Annotated in this window: 24 protein-coding genes; 8 read left to right on the top strand and 16 right to left on the bottom strand. The window is 42.7% G+C overall.

What is annotated here, in order from left to right; genetic code table 11:
• Positions 1-60 precede the first annotated feature (60 nt).
• From fusA to fkpA, 8 genes are all read right to left on the bottom strand, one after another.
• Complete coding sequence (gene fusA, locus PPBDW_RS01710; RefSeq protein WP_036789570.1) at positions 61-2,166, bottom strand: elongation factor G; 2,106 nt, start codon at positions 2,164-2,166, stop codon at positions 61-63.
• A gap of 89 nt (positions 2,167-2,255) precedes the next feature.
• The gene (gene rpsG, locus PPBDW_RS01705; RefSeq protein WP_005371760.1) at positions 2,256-2,726 is read right to left on the bottom strand and encodes a 30S ribosomal protein S7; all 471 of its coding nucleotides are present in this window, start codon (positions 2,724-2,726) and stop codon (positions 2,256-2,258) included.
• Positions 2,727-2,821: 95 nt separating this feature from the next.
• Positions 2,822-3,196, bottom strand: coding sequence for a 30S ribosomal protein S12 (gene rpsL / locus PPBDW_RS01700; protein WP_004399892.1), 375 nt, complete (start codon positions 3,194-3,196; stop codon positions 2,822-2,824).
• Between the two features lie 176 nt (positions 3,197-3,372).
• The gene (gene tusB / locus PPBDW_RS01695) at positions 3,373-3,666 is read right to left on the bottom strand and encodes a sulfurtransferase complex subunit TusB (RefSeq protein ID WP_036789563.1); all 294 of its coding nucleotides are present in this window, start codon (positions 3,664-3,666) and stop codon (positions 3,373-3,375) included.
• A 7-nt stretch (positions 3,667-3,673) separates the two neighbouring features.
• Positions 3,674-4,030, bottom strand: coding sequence for a sulfurtransferase complex subunit TusC (gene tusC, locus PPBDW_RS01690; RefSeq protein WP_036789560.1), 357 nt, complete (start codon positions 4,028-4,030; stop codon positions 3,674-3,676).
• Positions 4,031-4,040: 10 nt separating this feature from the next.
• A complete protein-coding gene (gene tusD / locus PPBDW_RS01685) occupies positions 4,041-4,433 on the bottom strand; it encodes a sulfurtransferase complex subunit TusD (protein ID WP_036789557.1) in 393 nt (130 codons plus the stop codon).
• Positions 4,430-5,152 carry a helix-turn-helix transcriptional regulator gene (locus PPBDW_RS01680; RefSeq protein WP_036789687.1) on the bottom strand — a complete coding sequence of 241 codons (723 nt, stop codon included), beginning with the start codon at positions 5,150-5,152 and terminating at the stop codon, positions 4,430-4,432. Before PPBDW_RS01680 ends, tusD begins: the two co-directional genes overlap by 4 nt.
• A gap of 188 nt (positions 5,153-5,340) precedes the next feature.
• Positions 5,341-6,204, bottom strand: coding sequence for an FKBP-type peptidyl-prolyl cis-trans isomerase (gene fkpA / locus PPBDW_RS01675; protein ID WP_036789555.1), 864 nt, complete (start codon positions 6,202-6,204; stop codon positions 5,341-5,343).
• Positions 6,205-6,395: 191 nt separating this feature from the next.
• Between fkpA and PPBDW_RS01670 the strand changes: the two genes are divergently transcribed.
• Positions 6,396-7,373: a WD40 repeat domain-containing protein gene (locus PPBDW_RS01670; RefSeq protein ID WP_036789547.1), complete on the top strand. Its 978-nt coding sequence runs from the start codon at positions 6,396-6,398 to the stop codon at positions 7,371-7,373.
• Between the two features lie 10 nt (positions 7,374-7,383).
• Complete coding sequence (locus PPBDW_RS01665; RefSeq protein ID WP_036789545.1) at positions 7,384-7,605, top strand: SlyX family protein; 222 nt, start codon at positions 7,384-7,386, stop codon at positions 7,603-7,605.
• Between the two features lie 128 nt (positions 7,606-7,733).
• Here the strand turns inward: PPBDW_RS01665 and slyD are convergent, their stop codons facing one another.
• From slyD to kefG, 4 genes are all read right to left on the bottom strand, one after another.
• Positions 7,734-8,330: a peptidylprolyl isomerase gene (slyD, locus tag PPBDW_RS01660; protein WP_036789535.1), complete on the bottom strand. Its 597-nt coding sequence runs from the start codon at positions 8,328-8,330 to the stop codon at positions 7,734-7,736.
• 83 nt (positions 8,331-8,413) lie between these two features.
• Positions 8,414-8,623 (bottom strand): YheV family putative zinc ribbon protein, encoded by a 210-nt coding sequence (locus tag PPBDW_RS01655; protein ID WP_036789533.1) that lies wholly within the window; start codon positions 8,621-8,623, stop codon positions 8,414-8,416.
• Between the two features lie 16 nt (positions 8,624-8,639).
• Positions 8,640-10,445: a glutathione-regulated potassium-efflux system protein KefB gene (gene kefB, locus PPBDW_RS01650; RefSeq protein ID WP_036789530.1), complete on the bottom strand. Its 1,806-nt coding sequence runs from the start codon at positions 10,443-10,445 to the stop codon at positions 8,640-8,642.
• Entirely contained in the window at positions 10,438-11,013 is a 576-nt protein-coding gene (gene kefG, locus PPBDW_RS01645; protein WP_036789527.1) for a glutathione-regulated potassium-efflux system ancillary protein KefG, read from the bottom strand. Before kefG ends, kefB begins: the two co-directional genes overlap by 8 nt.
• A 260-nt stretch (positions 11,014-11,273) precedes the next feature.
• On the opposite strand from kefG, the gene PPBDW_RS01640 reads away from it, so the two are divergent.
• The 4 genes from PPBDW_RS01640 to PPBDW_RS01625 all read left to right on the top strand — a co-directional run bounded on the left by PPBDW_RS01640 (position 11,274) and on the right by PPBDW_RS01625 (position 15,548).
• Positions 11,274-13,196, top strand: coding sequence for an ABC transporter ATP-binding protein (locus PPBDW_RS01640; RefSeq protein WP_036789525.1), 1,923 nt, complete (start codon positions 11,274-11,276; stop codon positions 13,194-13,196).
• 64 nt (positions 13,197-13,260) lie between these two features.
• Positions 13,261-14,256 (top strand): hydrolase, encoded by a 996-nt coding sequence (locus PPBDW_RS01635; protein WP_036789523.1) that lies wholly within the window; start codon positions 13,261-13,263, stop codon positions 14,254-14,256.
• Between the two features lie 66 nt (positions 14,257-14,322).
• Positions 14,323-14,535, top strand: a complete 213-nt coding sequence (locus PPBDW_RS01630) for a YheU family protein (protein WP_036789521.1) — start codon at positions 14,323-14,325, stop codon at positions 14,533-14,535.
• Positions 14,536-14,678: 143 nt separating this feature from the next.
• The gene (locus PPBDW_RS01625; protein WP_036789518.1) at positions 14,679-15,548 is read left to right on the top strand and encodes a phosphoribulokinase; all 870 of its coding nucleotides are present in this window, start codon (positions 14,679-14,681) and stop codon (positions 15,546-15,548) included.
• A 57-nt stretch (positions 15,549-15,605) separates the two neighbouring features.
• Here the strand turns inward: PPBDW_RS01625 and PPBDW_RS01620 are convergent, their stop codons facing one another.
• Positions 15,606-16,010, bottom strand: a complete 405-nt coding sequence (locus PPBDW_RS01620; RefSeq protein ID WP_036789516.1) for an OsmC family protein — start codon at positions 16,008-16,010, stop codon at positions 15,606-15,608.
• 382 nt (positions 16,011-16,392) lie between these two features.
• Between PPBDW_RS01620 and crp the strand changes: the two genes are divergently transcribed.
• Entirely contained in the window at positions 16,393-17,025 is a 633-nt protein-coding gene (crp, locus tag PPBDW_RS01615) for a cAMP-activated global transcriptional regulator CRP (RefSeq protein ID WP_036789513.1), read from the top strand.
• A gap of 182 nt (positions 17,026-17,207) precedes the next feature.
• Complete coding sequence (locus PPBDW_RS01610; protein ID WP_230850438.1) at positions 17,208-17,402, top strand: hypothetical protein; 195 nt, start codon at positions 17,208-17,210, stop codon at positions 17,400-17,402.
• A 70-nt stretch (positions 17,403-17,472) separates the two neighbouring features.
• On the opposite strand, the gene PPBDW_RS01605 is transcribed toward PPBDW_RS01610, so the two are convergent.
• From PPBDW_RS01605 to astA, 3 genes are read right to left on the bottom strand one after another with little or no spacing between them, the layout of a single operon-like run.
• Entirely contained in the window at positions 17,473-18,267 is a 795-nt protein-coding gene (locus tag PPBDW_RS01605; RefSeq protein WP_036789511.1) for a DUF1338 domain-containing protein, read from the bottom strand.
• Between the two features lie 41 nt (positions 18,268-18,308).
• Entirely contained in the window at positions 18,309-19,769 is a 1,461-nt protein-coding gene (gene astD, locus PPBDW_RS01600) for a succinylglutamate-semialdehyde dehydrogenase (protein WP_036789509.1), read from the bottom strand.
• 13 nt (positions 19,770-19,782) lie between these two features.
• Positions 19,783-20,799: an arginine N-succinyltransferase gene (gene astA / locus PPBDW_RS01595; RefSeq protein WP_036789507.1), complete on the bottom strand. Its 1,017-nt coding sequence runs from the start codon at positions 20,797-20,799 to the stop codon at positions 19,783-19,785.
• Positions 20,800-20,856: the final 57 nt, after the last annotated feature.

Raw genomic sequence — 20,856 nt, 5'->3', positions numbered from 1 at the left:
TCGGGGACGGCTCTGAAGTTTGTATTTTATGCGCCAATAGCCATTGACGCAATAATGAAATTAAATACGTTCAGCAATAATTTTATCAGTAACGTTCTTTGGCATTTCAGCGTACTCGCTAAATTCCATCGAATAAGACGCACGGCCTTGTGTTGCTGATCGTAAATCAGTTGCGTATCCGAACATTGCTGATAGTGGAACTTGCGCACGAATAATTTTAATACCCGCGTTGCCTTCTTCCATACCTTCGATCATACCGCGGCGACGGTTAAGGTCACCAACGACATCACCCATCCAATCTTCTGGCGTGGTAATTTCAACTTTCATCATTGGCTCAAGCAAAACTGGAGTTGCATCTAGTGCACCTTGTCGTAATGCCATTGAACCTGCGATTTTAAATGCTATTTCGCTTGAATCAGTGTCGTGGTAAGAACCATCAACTAACGTCGCTTTAACGTCAATCATTGGGTAGCCTGCTAACACGCCACTCTTCATTTGTTCTTCGAGACCTGTAGCAACCGCACTAATATATTCTTTAGGTACGCTGCCACCAACAATTTCATCTACGAATACGAAACCTTCACCTGGCTCTGATGGTTCAAGATTCAGCCACACATGACCATATTGGCCACGGCCGCCGGTTTCACCAGCCTGACGAATAAATTTACCTTCAACTTTAGTCTTACCACGAATGGTTTCACGATAAGCAACCTGAGGTTTACCTACGTTACAGTTGACGTTAAATTCACGTTTCATACGATCGACGATGATATCAAGGTGAAGCTCACCCATGCCAGAAATTAGAATCTGACCTGATTCAGCATCGGTTTCGACGCGGAAAGATGGATCTTCTGCTGCTAATTTATCTAGCGCGATTGTCATCTTATCTTGGTCGGCTACAGAGCGTGGTTCAACCACAATCTGAATAACGGGTTCAGGGAATTCCATGCGCTCAAGAATCACTTTATGATTTTGATCACACAAGGTATCGCCTGTTGTCGCAAATTTAAGACCAATGGCTGCAGCGATATCGCCAGCGCGCACTTCTTTGATCTCTTCACGTTTATTGGCATGCATCTGAACGATACGGCCTAAACGCTCGCGTTTTTCTTTAATCACGTTGTAAACAGTATCACCTGAATTAACAACGCCAGAGTATACGCGCATGAAAGTCAATGTACCTACGAACGGGTCGGTTGCGATTTTGAACGCTAGTGCTGAGAATGGTTCGTCATCACTTGAATGACGCTCAACAGGGTTACCATGTTCGTCTTCACCTGTAATTGCTTTTACTTCAGTTGGTGAAGGTAGATAATCAACAACGGCATCTAGTACGGCTTGAACACCTTTGTTCTTAAATGCAGAACCACAAGTTGCCAATACGATTTCGTTGTTTAGGGTACGTTGACGAAGACCTGCCTTAATTTCAACTTCAGACAGTTCACCTTCTTCAAGGTATTTATCCATTAGTTCATCATTAGCTTCTGCTGCTGATTCAACTAAGTTCATGCGCCACTCATCTGCTAACTCTTGCATGTCAGCAGGAATATCTTCATAGGTAAAACTAGTACCTTGATCAGCATCAGACCAGTTAATGGCCTTCATCTTGATCAGGTCAATTACACCTTTAAATTCATCTTCAGTACCAATATTTAATTGCAGTGGCACTGGTGTTGCACCAAGACGGTGTTTGATCTGCTCGATAACGCGGAAAAAATCTGCGCCCGTGCGATCCATCTTGTTGATAAAAACGATACGCGGAACTTCATATCGATCGGCTTGACGCCATACAGTCTCAGACTGAGGCTCTACACCTGAAGCACCACAGAACACAACTACAGCACCATCTAACACACGTAATGAACGTTCAACTTCAATGGTGAAGTCTACGTGTCCAGGAGTATCAATGATGTTGATTCGGTGCTCGTCGAACTGCTTGTCCATACCGCGCCAAAAGGTGGTCGTTGCAGCAGAGGTGATCGTGATACCACGTTCTTGCTCCTGCTCCATCCAATCCATAGTAGCAGCGCCGTCGTGTACTTCACCAATCTTATGAGATAGGCCTGTATAAAACAGGATGCGCTCAGTAGTGGTTGTTTTACCGGCGTCAACGTGAGCACAGATACCGATATTACGGTAGCGCTCGATGGGCGTTTTGCGAGCCACGATTGTATCCTCTTACTAAGGTGAACCTTAGAAAATGGTTTAGGCACAGCAGGATAACCTGCTGTGCCCAAGCGGTATTACCAGCTATATTACCAGCGGTAATGTGCGAACGCTTTGTTCGCATCTGCCATACGGTGAACGTCTTCACGTTTCTTAACAGCAGAACCTTTGTTGTCAGCCGCATCAAGCATTTCGCCTGCAAGACGCTGAGCCATAGATTTTTCACCACGCTTACGCGCAGCTTCAACCAACCAACGCATAGCTAGTGCATTACGACGTACTGGACGTACTTCTACAGGCACCTGGTAAGTTGAACCACCCACACGGCGAGATTTAACTTCTACCGCTGGACGTACATTTTCAAGAGCTTTTTCGAATACAGCTAGGTGTTCTTCACCAGAACGCTCAGCCATAGTTTCTAGCGCAGAGTAAACAATTTTTTCTGCAGTAGATTTCTTTCCGTCAACCATTAGGATGTTAACGAATTTTGCCAGCAATTCTGATTTGAATTTAGGATCTGGAAGGATCTTACGCTGACCGATTACGCGACGACGTGGCATGGATTATCTCCGTTGTCTTCTTCAGGTTATCCAAAACTTTTCAGTTTCTTCAAAATTAAATAATTTTAGTGTTTGGCCTTACTTAACGGAATCCATTAAGACTTAGGACGCTTCACACCGTACTTAGAACGACCTTGTTTACGGTCATTAACGCCTGCACAGTCAAGTGCACCACGAACAGTGTGGTAACGAACACCCGGTAAGTCTTTAACACGACCACCGCGGATTAGAACAACTGAGTGCTCCTGAAGGTTGTGACCTTCACCGCCGATGTATGATGTTACTTCAAAACCGTTTGTTAGACGAACACGACATACTTTACGTAATGCTGAGTTCGGTTTTTTAGGTGTAGTAGTGTAAACACGAGTACATACACCACGTTTCTGTGGGCACGCTTCTAGTGCTGGCACGTTGCTTTTTACAACTTGCTTAGCACGTGGCTTACGTACCAACTGGTTAATAGTTGCCATTAAATAGCTCCTGATTGTTACTTTCGTAAGGTGAAAAATCTGCCTCCCAACAACAGGAGGACGCGAAATTTTAGGCATCGCACCTAAAGGTGTCAAGATCTAACCAACGATCAATTAAGTGATCATTTCTTAAACAGTCACTTTTTTGTTCATATATCGTTACTAATAATGGCTTTTCATGCCCATTTCATGTGCTTGTCATGTCGTTCAGTCAACAAAACAAAACCTTTATAATCAATAACATCTAGATCTTTATCACATTTATCCTGCAAACCACGCGCAATAATGTCGGCTTCCAGTAAATAAATTTTTACGCCAATATTTTTTATTAAATCAAAGTAAATATTTTCGCTCATGGCGACAATTACAGCGTCTTCGAGCAATAAGATCTCATCACCAGGGCAAATAAACTGTAAACATTGTGCCAATGAGTGGCTTTGAAATGGTGAACGGGTCACGGTATGTAACATCGGCACCTCAAAAAGTTAGAATTTGACGACAACGATGTAATGTTGTCACCAACTCGATACGGGGACTAACAATGACATCAATTAATAAGTCTTCACGACATAATCCACGCTCGACTAATGACTGTTGGCAAACATATATATTTTCGATGTCATACAGTGGCAGCATTTTAAAGGTCGCAATATAATTACGACTCAAAATAGCATCTGGTTGCTGATTACGAACCAACTGCATAACGCCATCACCAATAAAAAATACGCTTAATGCTTCGGTATATGCAGAAGCCGCTAATAATGCATCAAGCCCTTCACGACCACTGCTTGTGCCATGAGGTGGCTGACGAAAAACAAACCCTAAGTCGCTCACTCACTTAACCTCAAAATTGAATAACGCGATCAGCACTGAGTAAAACTTCAGTAAGACCACCTAACCCTGCTTGCTCAAAGCCTGACGCTAAATTATGGCTTGGTAATTGATTTTGTTGTGCTTCTTGTTCACCAATAATGCCACGACGTAACGCCGCTGCTACGCAAGTGTGTAATTCGATCTGATGTGTCTGCGCTAATTGCTGCCATGCGGCCACAAGATCAAATTCATCTGATGCTGGTGCTGTGAGTGCATTACCATTTAAAACACCATCTTGGTAAAAAAATACCCGTGTTAATGTATGGCCGAGCTCAATAAGTGTAGATGAAAATTGATAAGCAGAGCGTGCGGCTTGAGTACCATAAGCTGGGCCATTAACAACAATGGCATAAGTTAAACTCACTTGTCACCATCCTCTGTTTTTCGCTGACGAATATAAAGATATACGGTATGTTTAGAAATATTCAATCGATCAGCCACACGATTAATCGCATCTTTAATGTCAAAAATACCTTTATCAAACAACTCCATCACTATCTGACGATTTTTAGCATTATTTGAAACATTTTTATCGGCATTAATTTCTTCGATAGTGCGTTCAACTGTTTGATCTACCAATTCATCAACATCACTGGCAAAGTTTACTTTTGATGCCGCTTGCTTGGCTTCATCAGTTGGCATAAACGATTGCAGAATCTGAGTAAATGGCACATCAAGATTGACGTTAATACATAGCAAACCAATCACTTTGTTATCGCCATTACGAATCGCGATAGTGATTGATTTCATTAAGTCCCCCCCTTTAGCACGGGTGAAATAAGCGCGAGAAAAATTACGTTCTGAATTTTGAATATCACGTAACGAACGTAATGCAAGATCAGTAATCGGTGATCCCACCTTACGGCCAGTATTTTGTCCATTCGCTATTTTGATTGCCGAGGTATTTAAATCTGCTAAGGAATGCAGAACAATTTCGCAAAATGGCCCAATCAATGCGGCTAAGCCATCAACAACGGCTTCATATGCACGCAGAATATTATCGTCGTGTTCAGAAAAAATTCGTCTGTCAACGATGTCACTATCAACAATTATCTCTGCTCCAAAATTATCTACTGAAATCACGATATCACCTTCCATTTTGCTGCTTATCTACAATGCGATCGCCCTGATCTATCACCACAAGCATTCAATATAATTGATAAAATTTAAAATCTTCTAAGTAAGTTTATCAGATAATTGAACAAAAAAGACCCGACATATGCCGGGCCTGGATCAACTGTTACGCTTTTTTGTCATTAAAAAGTGACAATTTATTGCGCTTTAGTCGCTGTCGTTGCTGCTTTTACTGCGTCAACGGCAGGTTGCTGAGCTTGCTTACCACCTTTAATGCTTAATAATTCTACTTGGAAAACTAAAGTAGAGTTAGCAGGAATGCTTGGGTTAGCTTGCGCGCCGTAAGCAAGTTGTGGTGGAATAACAAATTCAAATTTAGAACCAACAGGCATTAATTGCACGCCTTCAGTCCAACCAGGGATCACTTGATTTAGTGGGAACGTTGCTGGTTGATTACGTTGGTATGAGCTATCAAAAACAGTGCCATCAGTTAGCATGCCTTTGTACTGAACTTCAACGGTATCAGTTGCAGCAGGTTTTGCACCTGTACCTTCTTTCTCGATTTTGTACATTAAGCCAGATTTAGTGGTAATAACACCGGCTTCTTTAGCAAATTTAGCGCGGTACTCGTCACCTACTTTAATGTTCTTTTCAGCTTCAGCTTTCGCTTTCTGCTCTACAATCTTAGCAACACGTTGATCAAGTGATTGTAGTGCTTGCTGAGTTTGCTCTTGTGTCATGCGGCTTTTGCCTGCAAACACGTCTTCAACCCCCGCAAGTACATCTTGGCGATTAAGATTTAGACCTAACTCTTTTTGTTGATCAAGGTTAGCTGATAAGTATTGCGCCAGTGATGCACCAATTGCATAAGCTGCTTTTTGATCTTCAGTTTTAAATTCAACTTTAGCAGCATCTGTTGTTGCCACAGCAGCTGAAGCCGTTGTTTGCTCAACTTTTGCAGGTTCAACGGGCTTGTTGGTGTCTGCTTTATTATCGTCCTGACAACCCACAGCAAGGAAGATTGTTGCTGCTAATACAGACATCTTTAAAATAGGCTTCATGTATTTCTCCATCAGTCATTGAGGCCATGCCTCACTTTTAAACTGTGTTTATTAGTATGAGTATGAAAACAAAATTATATCAATATACTACTACCACTCTGATTAAGTAACTGTAAAAACTAGCACTGCAATTATTTAATCAGATTCATTTCTCTTATCTAGTTACCCTAAGCAAGCGGAACCAGAGCTTAATGTACAAGAAATTTTTGTCAGTTAGTCTATTTTTCTCTACTTTTGCCTTAAGCGGTTGTTTTTTCTTTGATTCAGAAATCCAACGTTGGCATCTTGCTCAACAAGGTAGTACTAGTTTTAGCCTTAGCCGTGATGGCCGTTTTGCACTTGTTAGCACCAAGCTACAAGGTATCGCGCTATGGGATTTACAGCAAAACAAAAAGTTAGCAGATTTTGGTTCTCAAGATCAATATCACAATAGTGTGATAACCAGCCAAATATCAGATAACAATCGCTATGCAATAACCGCAACAACTCAAAATTTTGCAGTATGGGATCTGGGATGGTCACAGGCCCATGGTTTATGGTCAATTGATGATGCTGCCATTCAAGATGTTGCCATTGCCAATAATGGTACTGAAGTGCTATTGGCATTAACGAATGGTAAAGCGCTGTTTATTGATCTGACTGATGGCCGGCGGCTCGAATTTTTAGCTCACCGTGACAAGGTCAATAGTGTGGCACTTTCTGGCAATGGCCGTTACGCACTTTCTGGCGGTAATGATCATCAAGCTTATTTATGGGATACCCACAGTGGCCAAATCATTTATTCATTTAAGCATAGCAGCCGCGTCAGCCAAGTTGCACTTCAGCGGGATGGAAAATTAGCCTTTTCCACTACAGCTAATAATGACAGCATTATTTGGGATTTAACTACTGGTAAGAAAATCACTCAATTAGCAACCAAATTACGCTACCAAACCCTCTCAAGTGTACGATTTTCGGATAATGGGCAATTGTTAGTGACGGGAACGCCCTCACGCCGAGTAGAATTATGGCGCACAGATAACGGCAAAAATATTGGTTCTTGGCGAGCAGAAGTACAACCAGGGGCTCGACCCGCTACGGCAGTGGTGTATGATGTTGCTATTAGCCCTACAGGTAATGTCGTCGCTGGCTCATCAGCTGGTTACGCTCAAACCTGGTCAACCGACTGAAAGATATCCCATGAATGAGATACAACAACTGCAAAGCCGTCTTGATGAACTTGAGATGAAACTCGCTTTTCAAGAGCAAACCATTGATGAATTAAACGAAGCGCTAACTAAGCAGCAATTTATGATTGATCGAATGGAAGTACAACTGAAATTTATGGTCGGTAAAGTTAAAGGTATGCAAACCTCTAATATGGCCAGTGAGTCGGAAGAAACACCACCACCACATTATTAAGTAAAGGTTCGAGGTTCGAGGTTCGAGGTTCGAGGTTCGAGGTTCGAGGTTCGAGGTTCGAGGTTCGACAAGATAAAAAACAAAAAAGGAAGCCGAGGCTTCCTTTTTTATGATCGCGATAAACGCGATTAGTGAGAACAGCCGCAGCCGCCCTTACCTTCACCACAACCTTCTGCTTTAGCGTGATCGTGATCACCACCACCACAGCAATCATCATCGCCGTGATCGCCACAACCACCTTCACCACCACAACAACCGCCACCTTGGTGTAGATGACCGTGTTCGATTTCTTCTTCAGTTGCAGCACGTACAGCAACAACTTCAACGTCAAAACCTAATGTTTGACCAGCTAACATGTGGTTGCCATCAACAACAACTTCGTCGCCGTCAACTTCAGTTACTTCTACAGGGATTGGACCTTGATCAGTATCAGCCAAGAAACGCATACCAACAGTAATTTCATCAACACCTTGGAATACATTTGCAGGAACACGCTGAACCATTTCGTCCATGTGCTCACCGTAAGCCTCTTCAGGAGCAACAGTTATCTCAAACTTGTCGCCTGCCACATGGCCTTCAAGCGCTTTTTCCAGACCAGGAATAAGGTTGTTATGACCGTGTAGGTAATCAAGAGGTACTTCAACTGTTGATTGATCGACAACGATACCTTCTTCAGTTTTCACTTGGTAAGCTAAGCTTACTACTGTGTCTTTAGCGACTTTCATGTTTACTCCAAAATTTAAGCTTGGGGTGATAGTTTTTGTCCCCGTATCATACAGGATAATACCATTGAGATGCCATTATCACATTAGTCTGGTTTAAAAATCCCTATCACTTGGTGTTTAGTTGTTGAAGAAAGCTGTTCACTCTCTTGCACTGATTGCGGTAAACGGGTGTCGATATGCTGACATTCGACACATTCAATATGCTCAACATCATTTTGTTGCCACCAGCGTAAAGTATCCTGTGCTTGGCAATTAGGACATATAGCACCAGCAATAAATCGTTTTTTGATCATCCTAACCACTCCTTGATTAATCCCAACCTTGATGGCGTTGCTGCTCACCACGCATTTCTCGATCAAAAATATCTTCGAGCTCTTTGCGGGCCTCTTTTTGACGTGATGCTAAATTAACCTCTTCACTATGTTGAGGCAGCAGATCCCGTAATGCTTGGCTATCTATTCTTCGAAAATGAGCTTGGGCACGGTTGGCTTTATAAGGATGCATGCCTAAAGATATAAGGGCTTGGCGACCTAAATCAAGGGCACCTTCAAATGTTTCACGAGAAAAGCACTCAACCCCATGACTCAATAATTGGTGCGCTTCTACACGACTTCGAGCACGTGCCATTAATTTCAATTGCGGAAAATGTTGTTGGCAAAGTGTCACAACCTCCATCACTTCAGAGGGGTCATCGGTACAGATAACCAAAGCTTCAGCATTATCAGCCCCAGCCGAGCGTAATAAATCTAATTGGGTTGCATCACCGTAATAAACTTTATAGCCAAACTTACGTAAAAACTGAATTTGACTAGGATCTCGCTCTAAAACTGTCACTCGAATTTTATTAGCAAACAGTAATCGCCCCACAACCTGCCCAAAACGACCAAAACCGGTAATTATCACTCGAGGTTGGCGATCAATGACATCCGATGGCGGTTGATGATTATCTTCAGCTTTAAAACTACGCACATACCAACGTTTTTGTAATTGCAAAATGAGCGGGGTGGTCATCATAGAAAGACTGACAACCACTAATAATAACGGCGCTAATTCACCACCTAATAAGCCACCAGCTTTAGCGGCGGTAAACAACACAAACGCAAATTCTCCACCTTGACTCAAAATAGCCGCCATTTGACTGCGTGATTTCGCCCCTACGCCAAATAAACGCGCTAACAGATACAACACCCCAGCTTTAATCGTCACTAATGCAATAACAACCGCTAATATTTGTAATGGGTGCTGCCATAGCAATCCGAGGTTAACGGCCATACCAACCGAGATAAAAAACAGTCCCAGTAATAACCCTTTAAACGGTTCAATCGCAATTTCAAGCTCATGCCGATATTCACTTTCTGCCAATAATACCCCAGCAAGAAAAGCGCCTAGTGCCATTGATAAACCTATCATCTGCATAATCAGTGCAATACCTACCACCAGCAATAAAGCCGCGACATTAAACAATTCACGGACACCACTCATCACCACATAACGAAATAACGGTCGCAATAAAAAATGTCCGGCAACGAGAAAAGTACCAATTCCACCCAGCATCCAGATGCCATCAAGCCAATTACCGCCCGCATTACCCGCCAGTAACGGTAATAGTGCTAACATTGGAATCACCGCAATATCTTGAAATAACAACACTGCAAATCCTGATTGACCAGTTTCGCTACCGCTTAATTGTTGTTCGTCTATCACTCGTAATGCAATCGCAGTTGACGATAATGCCAACCCCATGCCAATCACAATCGCATCACGCCAACCAAGAGCTGGAAAAAAACGACTACAGCCCAAAGCAATTATTGCGATTACTACCGTAGTAATAACCACTTGGCTGCCACCCAAGCCTAAAATCGGTTTACGCATTTGCCATAGTTTTTTGGGGTTAAGCTCTAAACCAATTAGAAACAGTAATAACACCACCCCAAATTCAGAGAAGTGTAAAATGGCATCCACATCAGAAATTAACCCTAACCCCCACGGGCCAATGCCTATTCCTGCAATTAAATATCCGAGTACCGACCCTAGCCCCAATCGTTGTGCCAGTGGTACCGCAATAATCGCCGCCCCTAAAAAAATTGCCATTACCAACAAAAAGTCATTATCCATGGTTAACTCCTGCTGCTAACGGTAATTGGGGCGCATATTGGTGAGGATTAACTAACCACTGGTGGTACATTTTCGCATGCTGCTGTCGTTCAGCCTCAGGAATGCGCCGCGCCCAATGCAACACTAACGGCGATAACCACTGCATACGACAAAGATCAGCACATAACGCAAATGGTTTTAAAATGTCATCAATACTGCAACGATTATAACCATCAGGACTATAAGCCTCTGCTGCTCCCCCCGTGGTGATCACTGAGCGCCAGTATTTACCCGTCGTCGCTTTCCCCTCTCCATGGGCAAAGCCTTTACTTAATACGCGATCAAGCCACTCTTTGAGTAATGCCGGGCAAGAGTACATATATAATGGATGCTGAAAAATAATCACATCGTGCGCCATCACTAACGCTCGCTCAGCAACTTCATCAATAAAAAAGTCAGGATAAGTCGCATATAGATCATGCACTGTGACATGCGGTAAATGTTTTATTTCATTTAATAGCGTCTGATTCGCAACGGATTCTTGAGGATCAGGATGCGCAAAGATAATTAATATTTTTAAATCGGTCATACTGTCCTTATACGTGTAGTTTAATAAGGCGAGTAACGCCAACCTAAACTATAACCACCATAAATTGTTAACCATCATACCTAATTGTTACTTAATATGGGTGTTTAGTTGATATTTCTATTTTAGTCTGACTTCCATCACGACCATGCCAACGTGGTGTTAACTTGGCGTCAGGTTAGCCACTGGTTCAAGTTTGAGTTAGACTCCTGAGCATGATTCTTGTTTAATTTTGTGGAGCGGGCACGTCCCCGGCGCTATCGATGATTATCTTTTCAGATATCCAACTTCTACGTGGTGGTAAAGTTCTGCTTGAAAATGCCACAGCGACTATTAACCCAGGGGACAAAGTTGGTCTTGTGGGTAAAAATGGTTGTGGTAAATCAACCCTGTTTGCATTACTCAAAAATGAACTCAGTTTAGATGGCGGCAATTGTCAGTTTCCAAGTAACTGGGAGTTAGCATGGGTAGCTCAAGAAACGCCCGCCCTTGAACGCGCAGCAATTGAATATGTGATTGATGGCGATCGTGAATATCGTGAACTAGAGCGCCAATTAATTGCAGCAGAACTCGCAGATGATGGTAATAAAGTCGCTGAGTTACATGGCAAGATCGATACTATTGGTGGCTATAGCATTAATGCCCGTGCTGCAGAATTATTGAATGGTTTAGGTTTTTCACAGCATCAAATGCAGTGGAACTTAACTCAGTTTTCTGGTGGTTGGCGCATGCGTTTAAACCTTGCCCAAGCACTACTCTGCCGCTCTGACCTATTATTACTCGATGAGCCAACTAACCACTTAGATCTTGATGCCGTAATGTGGTTGGAGAAATGGCTCCAAAGCTATCGCGGTACCTTAGTACTGATTTCTCATGACCGTGATTTCTTAGATCCCGTCATCAACCGTATTATTCACGTTGAAAACCAAACCATGAACAGTTACACCGGCAACTACTCATCATTTGAAGTCCAACGTGCTGAGAAATTAGTATTACAACAAGCGATGTTCCAAAAGCAGCAGAAACAAATGACGCACATGCAGTCATATATCGAGCGCTTCCGTTACAAAGCCAGTAAAGCACGCCAAGCCCAAAGCCGTATTAAAGCCCTTGAACGAATGGAAAAAGTGCTACCCGCGCAACTTGATAATCCATTTAGTTTTGAATTCCGTGAACCAAGCGCACTGCCTAATCCTATTTTAATGATGGATCATGTGGCTGCCGGTTATGATGACTTATTGATACTAGAAAAAATTCGTTTAAACCTCGTCCCTGGAAGTCGAATTGGCTTACTGGGTCGTAATGGTGCGGGTAAATCCACCTTAATTAAAATGTTAGCTGGCGATTTACCCGCCAAAGCCGGTGATATGGCTTATTCACAAGGGGTTAAAATTGGTTACTTTGCCCAGCATCAATTAGAGACCTTGTATCTTGATGATACGCCGGTTCAACATATGGCACGTATTGCGCCTAACTCAACTGAACAGCAGTTACGTGATTACTTAGGTAGCTTTGGCTTTATTGGCGACAAAGCCCTTGAAAAAGTAGGACCATTTTCTGGTGGTGAAAAAGCACGCTTGGTATTAGCGTTAATTGTATGGCAACGCCCAAACCTATTACTGCTCGATGAGCCGACTAACCACCTTGATTTGGATATGCGTCAGGCATTAACCTTTGCGTTGCAATCTTATGAAGGGGCAATGGTAATTGTAAGTCACGACCGTTACTTACTGCGTGCCACGACTGATGACTTATATCTAGTTCATGATCGTCAAGTGGTGCCATTTGATGGTGATTTAAATGATTACCATAAATGGCTTACTGAGCAGCAACGCAATGAACGCCGTGAACAACAAGCAGCAAAACCTGAAACCAGTAAAGATAATAGCGCTGCTTCACGTAAAGAACAAAAGCGTTTAGACGCGGAATTCCGCAAGCTGACAGCACCAATTCGTAAAGAAATCACCAAGCTCGAAAAGCAAATGGATAAGCTTAATGAGGTCATTACTGCCGCAGAAACGGCATTAAGTGACAGCACGATTTATGAACCAGAAAATAAAGCGCAGATGAATGAACAACTCAAACTTCAAGGCAATGCAAAATCCGATCTTGAAGATATAGAAGTCGCATGGATGGAACTGCAGGAACAATTAGAAGAAATGGAAAGCCAGCTTAACGCTGAGTGATCATTTAACGCCGTAGCAATGATGTTATTACTACGGCGTTTTTATTTGAAGAAAGGACATTGACATGCAGCCATTTACTGCCGCAATTGGATTGCGCAATCCCCACCTGCAAACCTTATTGCCTCGATTTATTCGTCGCCAACCATTATTCACGCCAACGACGCAACGACTTGAAATGCCTGATGGTGATTTTGTTGATCTCGCCTGGACAGAGCAACCTAATCTTAATAATCACCACCAACCGCTGATGATTCTATTACACGGTTTAGAAGGTAGTTTTAACAGTCCTTATGCTAATGGCTTATTGATGGCAGCTAAGCAGCAAGGTTGGCTCGGAGTGATGATGCATTTTCGAGGTTGCAGTGGTGAATTAAATCGCCATCCGCAAAGCTATCATTCTGGTGAAACCAACGACGTCCATTTTTTTATTCAATGGCTACGCCAACAATTTCCGCAACGACCGTTTATCGCTGTCGGCGTTTCCCTTGGTGGTAATGTCCTGATTAATTATCTTGCGACCTACCCCAACAACGAACTAATTGCAGCCCAAGCGATCTCACCACCGTTGAATCTAGCCTCATGCTCTGATCGTATTCAACAAGGGTTCTCGCGTATTTATCAACGCTACTTACTCACATCGCTCAAACGAACCATAGCCAAAAAAATTGACCGTCAACCTCATACGATGCCAGTTAACCGGCAACAGTTAGCCTCAATTAGCAGTGTGTGGCAATTTGACCAAGCCATTACGGCACCACTACACGGCTTTAAAGATGCTGATGACTACTACCACCACTGTAGTGGTTTGCGTCTGCTGGCCAATATCTCGCAACCCTTACGAATTATTCATGCTGCAGATGATCCATTTATGTGTCGTGATGTGATTCCTGCACAACCATTGCCAGCTAATATTCGTTATGATTTATCGGCAACAGGGGGACATGTTGGTTTTATTGGTGGCAGTTTGCTTAAACCACAGTTTTGGCTAGAGCACACCGTACCAGAGTGGTTTCAATACCAATTAACGCAACACCAATCAACATCAGCTTATAATGACTGAGTTTGTTTCAATCCAATTTAAGAATATACTACAGCTATTGTTTTATTAATCATTTAAGAAGTTGTAATGATTATTCCTTGGCAAGACATCGCCCCTGAAACCCTAACCAATCTCATCGAACAATTTATTTTGCGCGAAGGTACTGATTATGGCGAAGTAGAAATCAGCCTTAGCGATAAGGTCGCTTATGTTCGCCGGCAACTGCAAACTGGTGATGCGGTTATTGTTTTCTCTGAATTACATGAGTCCGTCGATATTAAGCTTCGTAATCAAATGTAAAAAAAAACAATATTTATCATTATAAAAATTCGCCCTCGCCAGCACTTTTATCACTTAAAACCGACATTTACGCAAAGCTGTAGTAACATTTATTATTGTTCTTTTTTTGTTATTAACATGTAGTAATCACAACAAGGTGAGTTATGTCGGTAAAACACCCTATTATTGCAGTCACTGGTTCATCAGGTGCTGGAACGACCACAACATCTGAAGCCTTTCGCAAGATGTTTAATATGATGGACATCAACGCTGCATGGCTAGAGGGTGATAGCTTCCACCGCTTTACTCGCCCTGAAATGGATTGTGAAATCCGCAAAGCGAAAGAACAAGGTCGTCATATCAGCTACTTTGGTGCAGAAGCCAATGACTTTGAACAATTAGCTCACTTTTTCAAACAATACTCTCAAGATGGTAGCGGCAAGTTTCGCCGTTATCTGCATACCTTTGATGAAGCCGTACCTTATAATCAAATGCCAGGTACTTTTACCCCGTGGCAACAATTGGCTGAAAATACGGATGTGTTGTTTTATGAAGGTCTACATGGGGGGGTGGTTGATGGCGATATCAATGTGGCTCAACATGTTGATCTACTTATCGGCATGGTACCGATTGTTAACTTAGAATGGATTCAAAAAATTATTCGCGACACCCGTGATCGGGGCCATTCTCGTGAAGCAGTAATGGAATCAATTGTGCGCTCAATGGATGACTATCTTAATTACATCACGCCGCAATTTTCTCGTACTCATATTAACTTTCAACGGGTACCAACTGTTGATACCTCAAATCCTGTCAGTGCCAAAGGAATTCCAAGTTTAGATGAAAGCTTTGTGGTGATCCGCTTTCGTGGCTTAAAGAATGTCGACTTTCCGCATTTATTAGCAATGATTCAAGGTTCATTTATGTCACGCCATAATACTCTGGTTGTTCCAGGTGGCAAAATGAGCTTTGCGATGGAGCTAATTATGCGGCCTTTACTTGAACAACTGATTGAAAATGGCCAGATCGGCTAATCGTTACTTGCGTAATTAACGGTCACTAGTATCAGTAACCGTTAATAATGATAGTGTTTACGCCACAACAATCTCATAGCTGTGGCTCAGCTCGACCCCTTTACCTAACATTAAACACACTGAGCAATATTTTTCGAGTGAGTCAGCAACCACTTTACTGACTAATTGAGGCGCTAAATCATGGCCACTAACCACGAAGTGTAAATTTGCATGAGTAAAAATACGTGGCGCTTGCTCACGACGCTCAGCAGAGATATTCACTTCACAGCCAGTGATCTGCTGTTGTAAATCTTGTAATCCACTCACAACATCAACCGAGCTACAACCACCAGCGGCCATTAACACTAATTCCATCGGACTTGGTGCTTTATCACCACCATTACCATCTAAAACAACACTATGGCCTGATGATGACTGACCAACAAAAGTCATATTTTCAACCCACTTTACTCGTGACTGCATCTCTATCTCCTTTGGCTATATTATTCAGATATTAACTCTATTTTTGTTGATAATCTCATCAATGTAAACGCTATTTATTCCGGCTAATGCTAATTACGTTGCATATTTAAACCACCCAAATTAACTAACAAACCCACATTAAAACTATGCTTTTGGTGACTAACTCACAACGATGTGATCATGTGCACACTTATCTCTCATAAATGAGCGAGTCAGCTAGATCAATATCAAGAAAAAACCCTAAAAAAAGGATACAATCTTAACAAGTTCAAGTTAGCTTGCAGCCCAGCAGCTGAGTGAATAACCCCGCCAGCAAACAGTTTTGTTGAGTTATCTTCACAGAACATATTGTTGGGCAACATATGCAGAGGAAGTTAGTAATATGGTTCCAGGTAAACCGCAGACAGATCCAACTTTAGAGTGGTTTCTTTCCCATTGTCACATTCACAAATATCCATCAAAGAGCACGTTAATTCACGCTGGTGAAAAAGCAGAAACTTTGTATTACATCGTGAAGGGTTCTGTTGCTGTATTAATCAAGGATGAAGAAGGTAAGGAAATGATCCTTTCTTACCTAAATCAGGGTGACTTTATTGGTGAACTCGGCTTGTTCGAAGAAGACCAAGAGCGTACAGCTTGGGTTCGTGCCAAAAGCCCTTGTGAAGTTGCAGAAATTTCATTTAAGAAATTCCGTCAGTTAATTCAAGTTAATCCAGATATTCTAATGCGTCTATCTGCTCAAATGGCATGTCGTTTACAAGTGACAAGTCAAAAAGTAGGTGATCTTGCATTCCTTGATGTAACAGGTCGTATTGCACAGACGTTACTTAATCTTGCAAAACAACCCGATGCAATGACACACCCAGATGGCATGCAAATTAAGATCACTCGTCAAGAAATTGGCCAGATCGTAGGTTGTTCTCGCGAAACAGTGGGTCGTATTTTAAAAATGCTTGAAGAGCAAAATCTTATTTCTGCTCACGGCAAAACAATCGTGGTTTACGGTACACGCTAATTATTAGTCGTACCTTAATCGCCGATGAAACCGCAGCTTATACCTGCGGTTTTTTTTGATCTCGACTATCTCTAAATAGCACCATAAAACAAACATTGACGGAGTTAGTATTACGGTTAAATTTTAATTTGTAATCACATTCATTCATGCTACATTTCGATTACAAATGGATTTCTTAATCAATGATGGTCAATATGGATATTGAACGCTTTTCTACTAACAGTTTCACCACCGTACCAGGGGTGTTAACTAACCAGCCCACAACCATTGAAATGACAGGGTTTAGCGATAGCCGTTGCTACCTTGAACAACAAACAGGATTACGTCGCTGCCCAGCGGATGAATCAGGCGTTTGGGGTTCACCACTAGATAACTAGCTAGCAATAACAGCACTGATGTAACTAAGTGCTGTTGTTATTACTGCCATTTTCACTATCAAGTACTCAGTTAACTATTGGTACTTTCAAATATTTTATCCGCCGAGGCAGTAACAAAGCCGCTATACAATTCACCATTCGGTTGTGGATAGCGTTTAGCAAACTCGTAAAATCCACCAGGGATCTTATAAACCCCATCTCGAAAACTAACCCCAACCTCATCAGCCATCGTTGCCGATTGCTCTAACATTACCGTCGCATCACCTTTTATGTCTCCGCCTGTCTGATTAATCACAAACTGGTTATGACGCAATAAATGGTTTACCTCTTCTAAACAAGTAAATTGCTCGAGCTGATTAATACTTACCGTAAAATGATTAGCACCAAAACCGTGCGCCGCAACCCAAGCTGCATACTCACTTTCAGCCGCTAAAAATTGATAGGTTGCAAAATCAAGTTGCCATGGACGACCGCCATAAACAAAATCAGGCTGGCGAAAATAATCATCATCGACCTGATCTAATAAACCGCGCACTGCAAGTTGCAATTCGGCCGAACAGCCGCCTAACTGTAATTCACTAATAAAGACTTTGGGGAGTAAAGGGTTTTGGTGAGCAAAATATTCGGCATACAGCTTTTTAGCACTGAAATGATATTTAGCTTGCGGTTGATAACCCAACGCAATAAACGGAGCAGCAACAACCGCTAAACCACACTTAGGTAACCCAAAGCTACGTAACGCGATATGATCATTTAATAATGCGACATCTTCGGTTAATAATCGCTGTATTTGCACCGCTGATGGGCATAATCGCTGACTATAATCGTGCCACAAGCTATCAAAAAGTTGCGTAATCGATTCCATAACCTACCCGCTTAATTTAAAGCATAATCACTTTATAGATCTTAGTTCAAGCTCACACCTGGCGCTAATTGCGACGGTAATTGTAATTGTTCCCCTTCAACAGATGCCATTGGGTAAGCACAGTAATCTGCTGCATAATAAGCACTTGGACGCAGGTTACCTGAAGCACCTGGCCCACCAAAAGGTGCATCACCACTGGCGCCAGTTAAAGGCCGATTACGATTAACGATCCCAGCTCGAATATGGTCAATAAAATAACGCCATTGTTGGACATCGGTTGATATTAACCCTGCGGCGAGTCCATAACGCGTTTGATTAGCACTCACCACCGCTTGGGTAAAATCATGGTAACGACTGACCTGTAATAGCGGCCCAAAATACTCTTCATCCATCAGCTCCGTAATCGCACTGACATCAATAATAGCCGGTGTAACTAACGCACCTTGCCCTCGTGTTGCGGCTAACAAAGCAACGCCACCCGCGTTTATTAATTGCTGCTGATTGACAATAATTTGATCGGCAGCCACATTTGATATCAATGGCCCCATAAAAGGTGCCGGTGTTGCTAATGGATCCCCCACTATCAATTGCGACGCGACTGTCACCAACCGCGCTAACAATTCATCACCGGCTTTTCCTACCGCTATATATAATCGCCGCGCACAAGTACAGCGCTGTCCCGCACTTAAAAAAGCTGACTGGATGATGGTATACACTGCCGCATCAATTGCGCCATATTGTGGGCCAACAACCAATGGATTATTACCCCCCATTTCTAAAGCCAACATTTTTTGAGGCTGCCCTGCAAATTGCTGATGCAATAAATGTCCAGTGTGAGCACTACCAGTAAACAATACTCCAGCAACCCCTGCCGCCGCAGCTAAAGCCATTCCTGTTGAACTTCCCCCTTGCACTAAATTAATCACCCCAGCAGGGATACCCGCCTGCTGCCACAACTCACACATCAGTTGCGCCGTTTTTGGCGTAAGTTCAGACGGTTTAAACACCACTGTATTCCCTGCCAGCAATGCCGGAATAATATGGCCGTTAGGTAAGTGAGCTGGAAAGTTATAGGGTCCAAATACCGCCATGACGCCCAAAGGACGATGGCGGACAATCATGGTTGTATCAGCTTGTTGCCGTTGGCGCGTACCTGTACGCTCATGGTAAGCCTGAAGTGATAATGCTACCTTAGCAATCATGGCTGCCACCTCAGTGGTACTTTCCCATAACGGCTTACCTGTTTCAGTAGCAATAGTACGAGCAAGTTGTGGCTGGTGTTGCTGCACTAATTGAGCAAAGCATTCTATTACTGCCAATCGCTCACTAAGAGTGGTATTACACCAGGTTAAAAACGCAGTTTCTGCGGTAGTAACAGCGACTTCAACTTGCGCTGTCGTTGCGGCCTTACCTTGCCAAACCACACTACCATCATAAGGATTGAGTGATTGAAATTGCTCACCAGCGCCTGCTAGCCATTGGTTATTAATCCATAAGCTCATTCGTCTCTCCTTATTATGATAATGCAACTAACCGGACTTCATCACCAATAGCGATATTAAGTGCGGTAGCAATATCTGCGGTCATCGTCACTTGCCCTTGTGAATCAACCACCAACGGTGCAGCTACCGCTCGAAACCCGGCTAACTCACAATTGGAGACTAAATAATATTGCTCACTCGAGTGCTCGCCAATATTCACTCGACACCGCTGCGAGTGACGAACTGTTTCTATATTACGCACATCACATTCAACACTCGGACCTGCGTCAAAAATATCGACATAACCACGACAGCAAAATCCCTCTTGTTCTAATAGTTGTAATGCTGGGCGAGTATCGACATGGACTTGCCCTATCACCGCTTGCGCTTCTTTACTAAGTAAATTGACATAAATCGGTAATTTCGGCATTAAATCAGCAATAAATCCTTTGCGTCCAATCCCAGTAAGATAATCAGCATAGGTAAAATCAATCGAAAAGAAACTGTCTTTAAGCCATTGCCAAAAAGGAGAATTACCCTGTTCATCAGACACACCACGCATTTCAGCAAACGCAATCTCAGCAAACCGTTGCCGATGTTCAGCCATTAATAAAAATCGTGATTTAGACAATAAACGGCCGTTGATGCCTTGGCGCCACTCAGGTAATAAAAATAAACTACAGAGTTCAGTCTCTCCCGTATATTGGCTCCCCAACGTCAGTACCTTCACCGTGTTGTGTACCCCTAAGCGGCGTGAAGCATGGGTGACAGTACTTAAGTGATAATTATAAAAAGGCGCATCAAGGCCCACTGTTGCCTCAATCGCGGTAGTACCCACTATTTGGCCACTGACACTATCAACAGCAACCAATAAATAGCTTTCTTGTCCGGGTGAAGTCACTGTCGCGTTAAAGCTTGCTTGAGAATGGTTAATTCGAGCACGGAGTATAGTTTCATTAATAGGTAGGGAGGTAAAACCATGACCCGATGCTTCAGCACATAGCATCAGCGCAGGATAATCAGCAGCAGTAATAGGACGAATAATGAGCATTACATTTCCTCCTGATGCAGGCAATGACAACAGCCATTGCCTGGGTATAAATTGGTA

The sequence above is a fragment of the Photobacterium kishitanii genome (assembly GCF_000613045.3).
GTDB lineage: Bacteria > Pseudomonadota > Gammaproteobacteria > Enterobacterales > Vibrionaceae > Photobacterium > Photobacterium kishitanii.
This window is presented reverse-complemented; position numbering and strand designations above follow the sequence as displayed.

What these genes read in the sequence shown, in the direction of transcription:
- rpsG (WP_005371760.1), bottom strand. Translation starts at nt 2,726, where the DNA reads ATGCCACGTCGTCGCGTAATCGGTCAGCGTAAGATCCTTCCAGATCCT.
- rpsL (WP_004399892.1), bottom strand. Translation starts at nt 3,196, where the DNA reads ATGGCAACTATTAACCAGTTGGTACGTAAGCCACGTGCTAAGCAAGTT.
- tusB (WP_036789563.1), bottom strand. Translation starts at nt 3,666, where the DNA reads ATGTTACATACCGTGACCCGTTCACCATTTCAAAGCCACTCATTGGCA.
- fkpA (WP_036789555.1), bottom strand. Translation starts at nt 6,204, where the DNA reads ATGAAGCCTATTTTAAAGATGTCTGTATTAGCAGCAACAATCTTCCTT.
- PPBDW_RS01670 (WP_036789547.1), top strand. Translation starts at nt 6,396, where the DNA reads ATGTACAAGAAATTTTTGTCAGTTAGTCTATTTTTCTCTACTTTTGCC.
- PPBDW_RS01665 (WP_036789545.1), top strand. Translation starts at nt 7,384, where the DNA reads ATGAATGAGATACAACAACTGCAAAGCCGTCTTGATGAACTTGAGATG.
- slyD (WP_036789535.1), bottom strand. Translation starts at nt 8,330, where the DNA reads ATGAAAGTCGCTAAAGACACAGTAGTAAGCTTAGCTTACCAAGTGAAA.
- PPBDW_RS01655 (WP_036789533.1), bottom strand. Translation starts at nt 8,623, where the DNA reads ATGATCAAAAAACGATTTATTGCTGGTGCTATATGTCCTAATTGCCAA.
- kefB (WP_036789530.1), bottom strand. Translation starts at nt 10,445, where the DNA reads ATGGATAATGACTTTTTGTTGGTAATGGCAATTTTTTTAGGGGCGGCG.
- kefG (WP_036789527.1), bottom strand. Translation starts at nt 11,013, where the DNA reads ATGACCGATTTAAAAATATTAATTATCTTTGCGCATCCTGATCCTCAA.
- PPBDW_RS01640 (WP_036789525.1), top strand. Translation starts at nt 11,274, where the DNA reads ATGATTATCTTTTCAGATATCCAACTTCTACGTGGTGGTAAAGTTCTG.
- PPBDW_RS01635 (WP_036789523.1), top strand. Translation starts at nt 13,261, where the DNA reads ATGCAGCCATTTACTGCCGCAATTGGATTGCGCAATCCCCACCTGCAA.
- PPBDW_RS01630 (WP_036789521.1), top strand. Translation starts at nt 14,323, where the DNA reads ATGATTATTCCTTGGCAAGACATCGCCCCTGAAACCCTAACCAATCTC.
- PPBDW_RS01625 (WP_036789518.1), top strand. Translation starts at nt 14,679, where the DNA reads ATGTCGGTAAAACACCCTATTATTGCAGTCACTGGTTCATCAGGTGCT.
- PPBDW_RS01620 (WP_036789516.1), bottom strand. Translation starts at nt 16,010, where the DNA reads ATGCAGTCACGAGTAAAGTGGGTTGAAAATATGACTTTTGTTGGTCAG.
- crp (WP_036789513.1), top strand. Translation starts at nt 16,393, where the DNA reads ATGGTTCCAGGTAAACCGCAGACAGATCCAACTTTAGAGTGGTTTCTT.
- PPBDW_RS01610 (WP_230850438.1), top strand. Translation starts at nt 17,208, where the DNA reads ATGATGGTCAATATGGATATTGAACGCTTTTCTACTAACAGTTTCACC.
- PPBDW_RS01605 (WP_036789511.1), bottom strand. Translation starts at nt 18,267, where the DNA reads ATGGAATCGATTACGCAACTTTTTGATAGCTTGTGGCACGATTATAGT.
- astD (WP_036789509.1), bottom strand. Translation starts at nt 19,769, where the DNA reads ATGAGCTTATGGATTAATAACCAATGGCTAGCAGGCGCTGGTGAGCAA.
- astA (WP_036789507.1), bottom strand. Translation starts at nt 20,799, where the DNA reads ATGCTCATTATTCGTCCTATTACTGCTGCTGATTATCCTGCGCTGATG.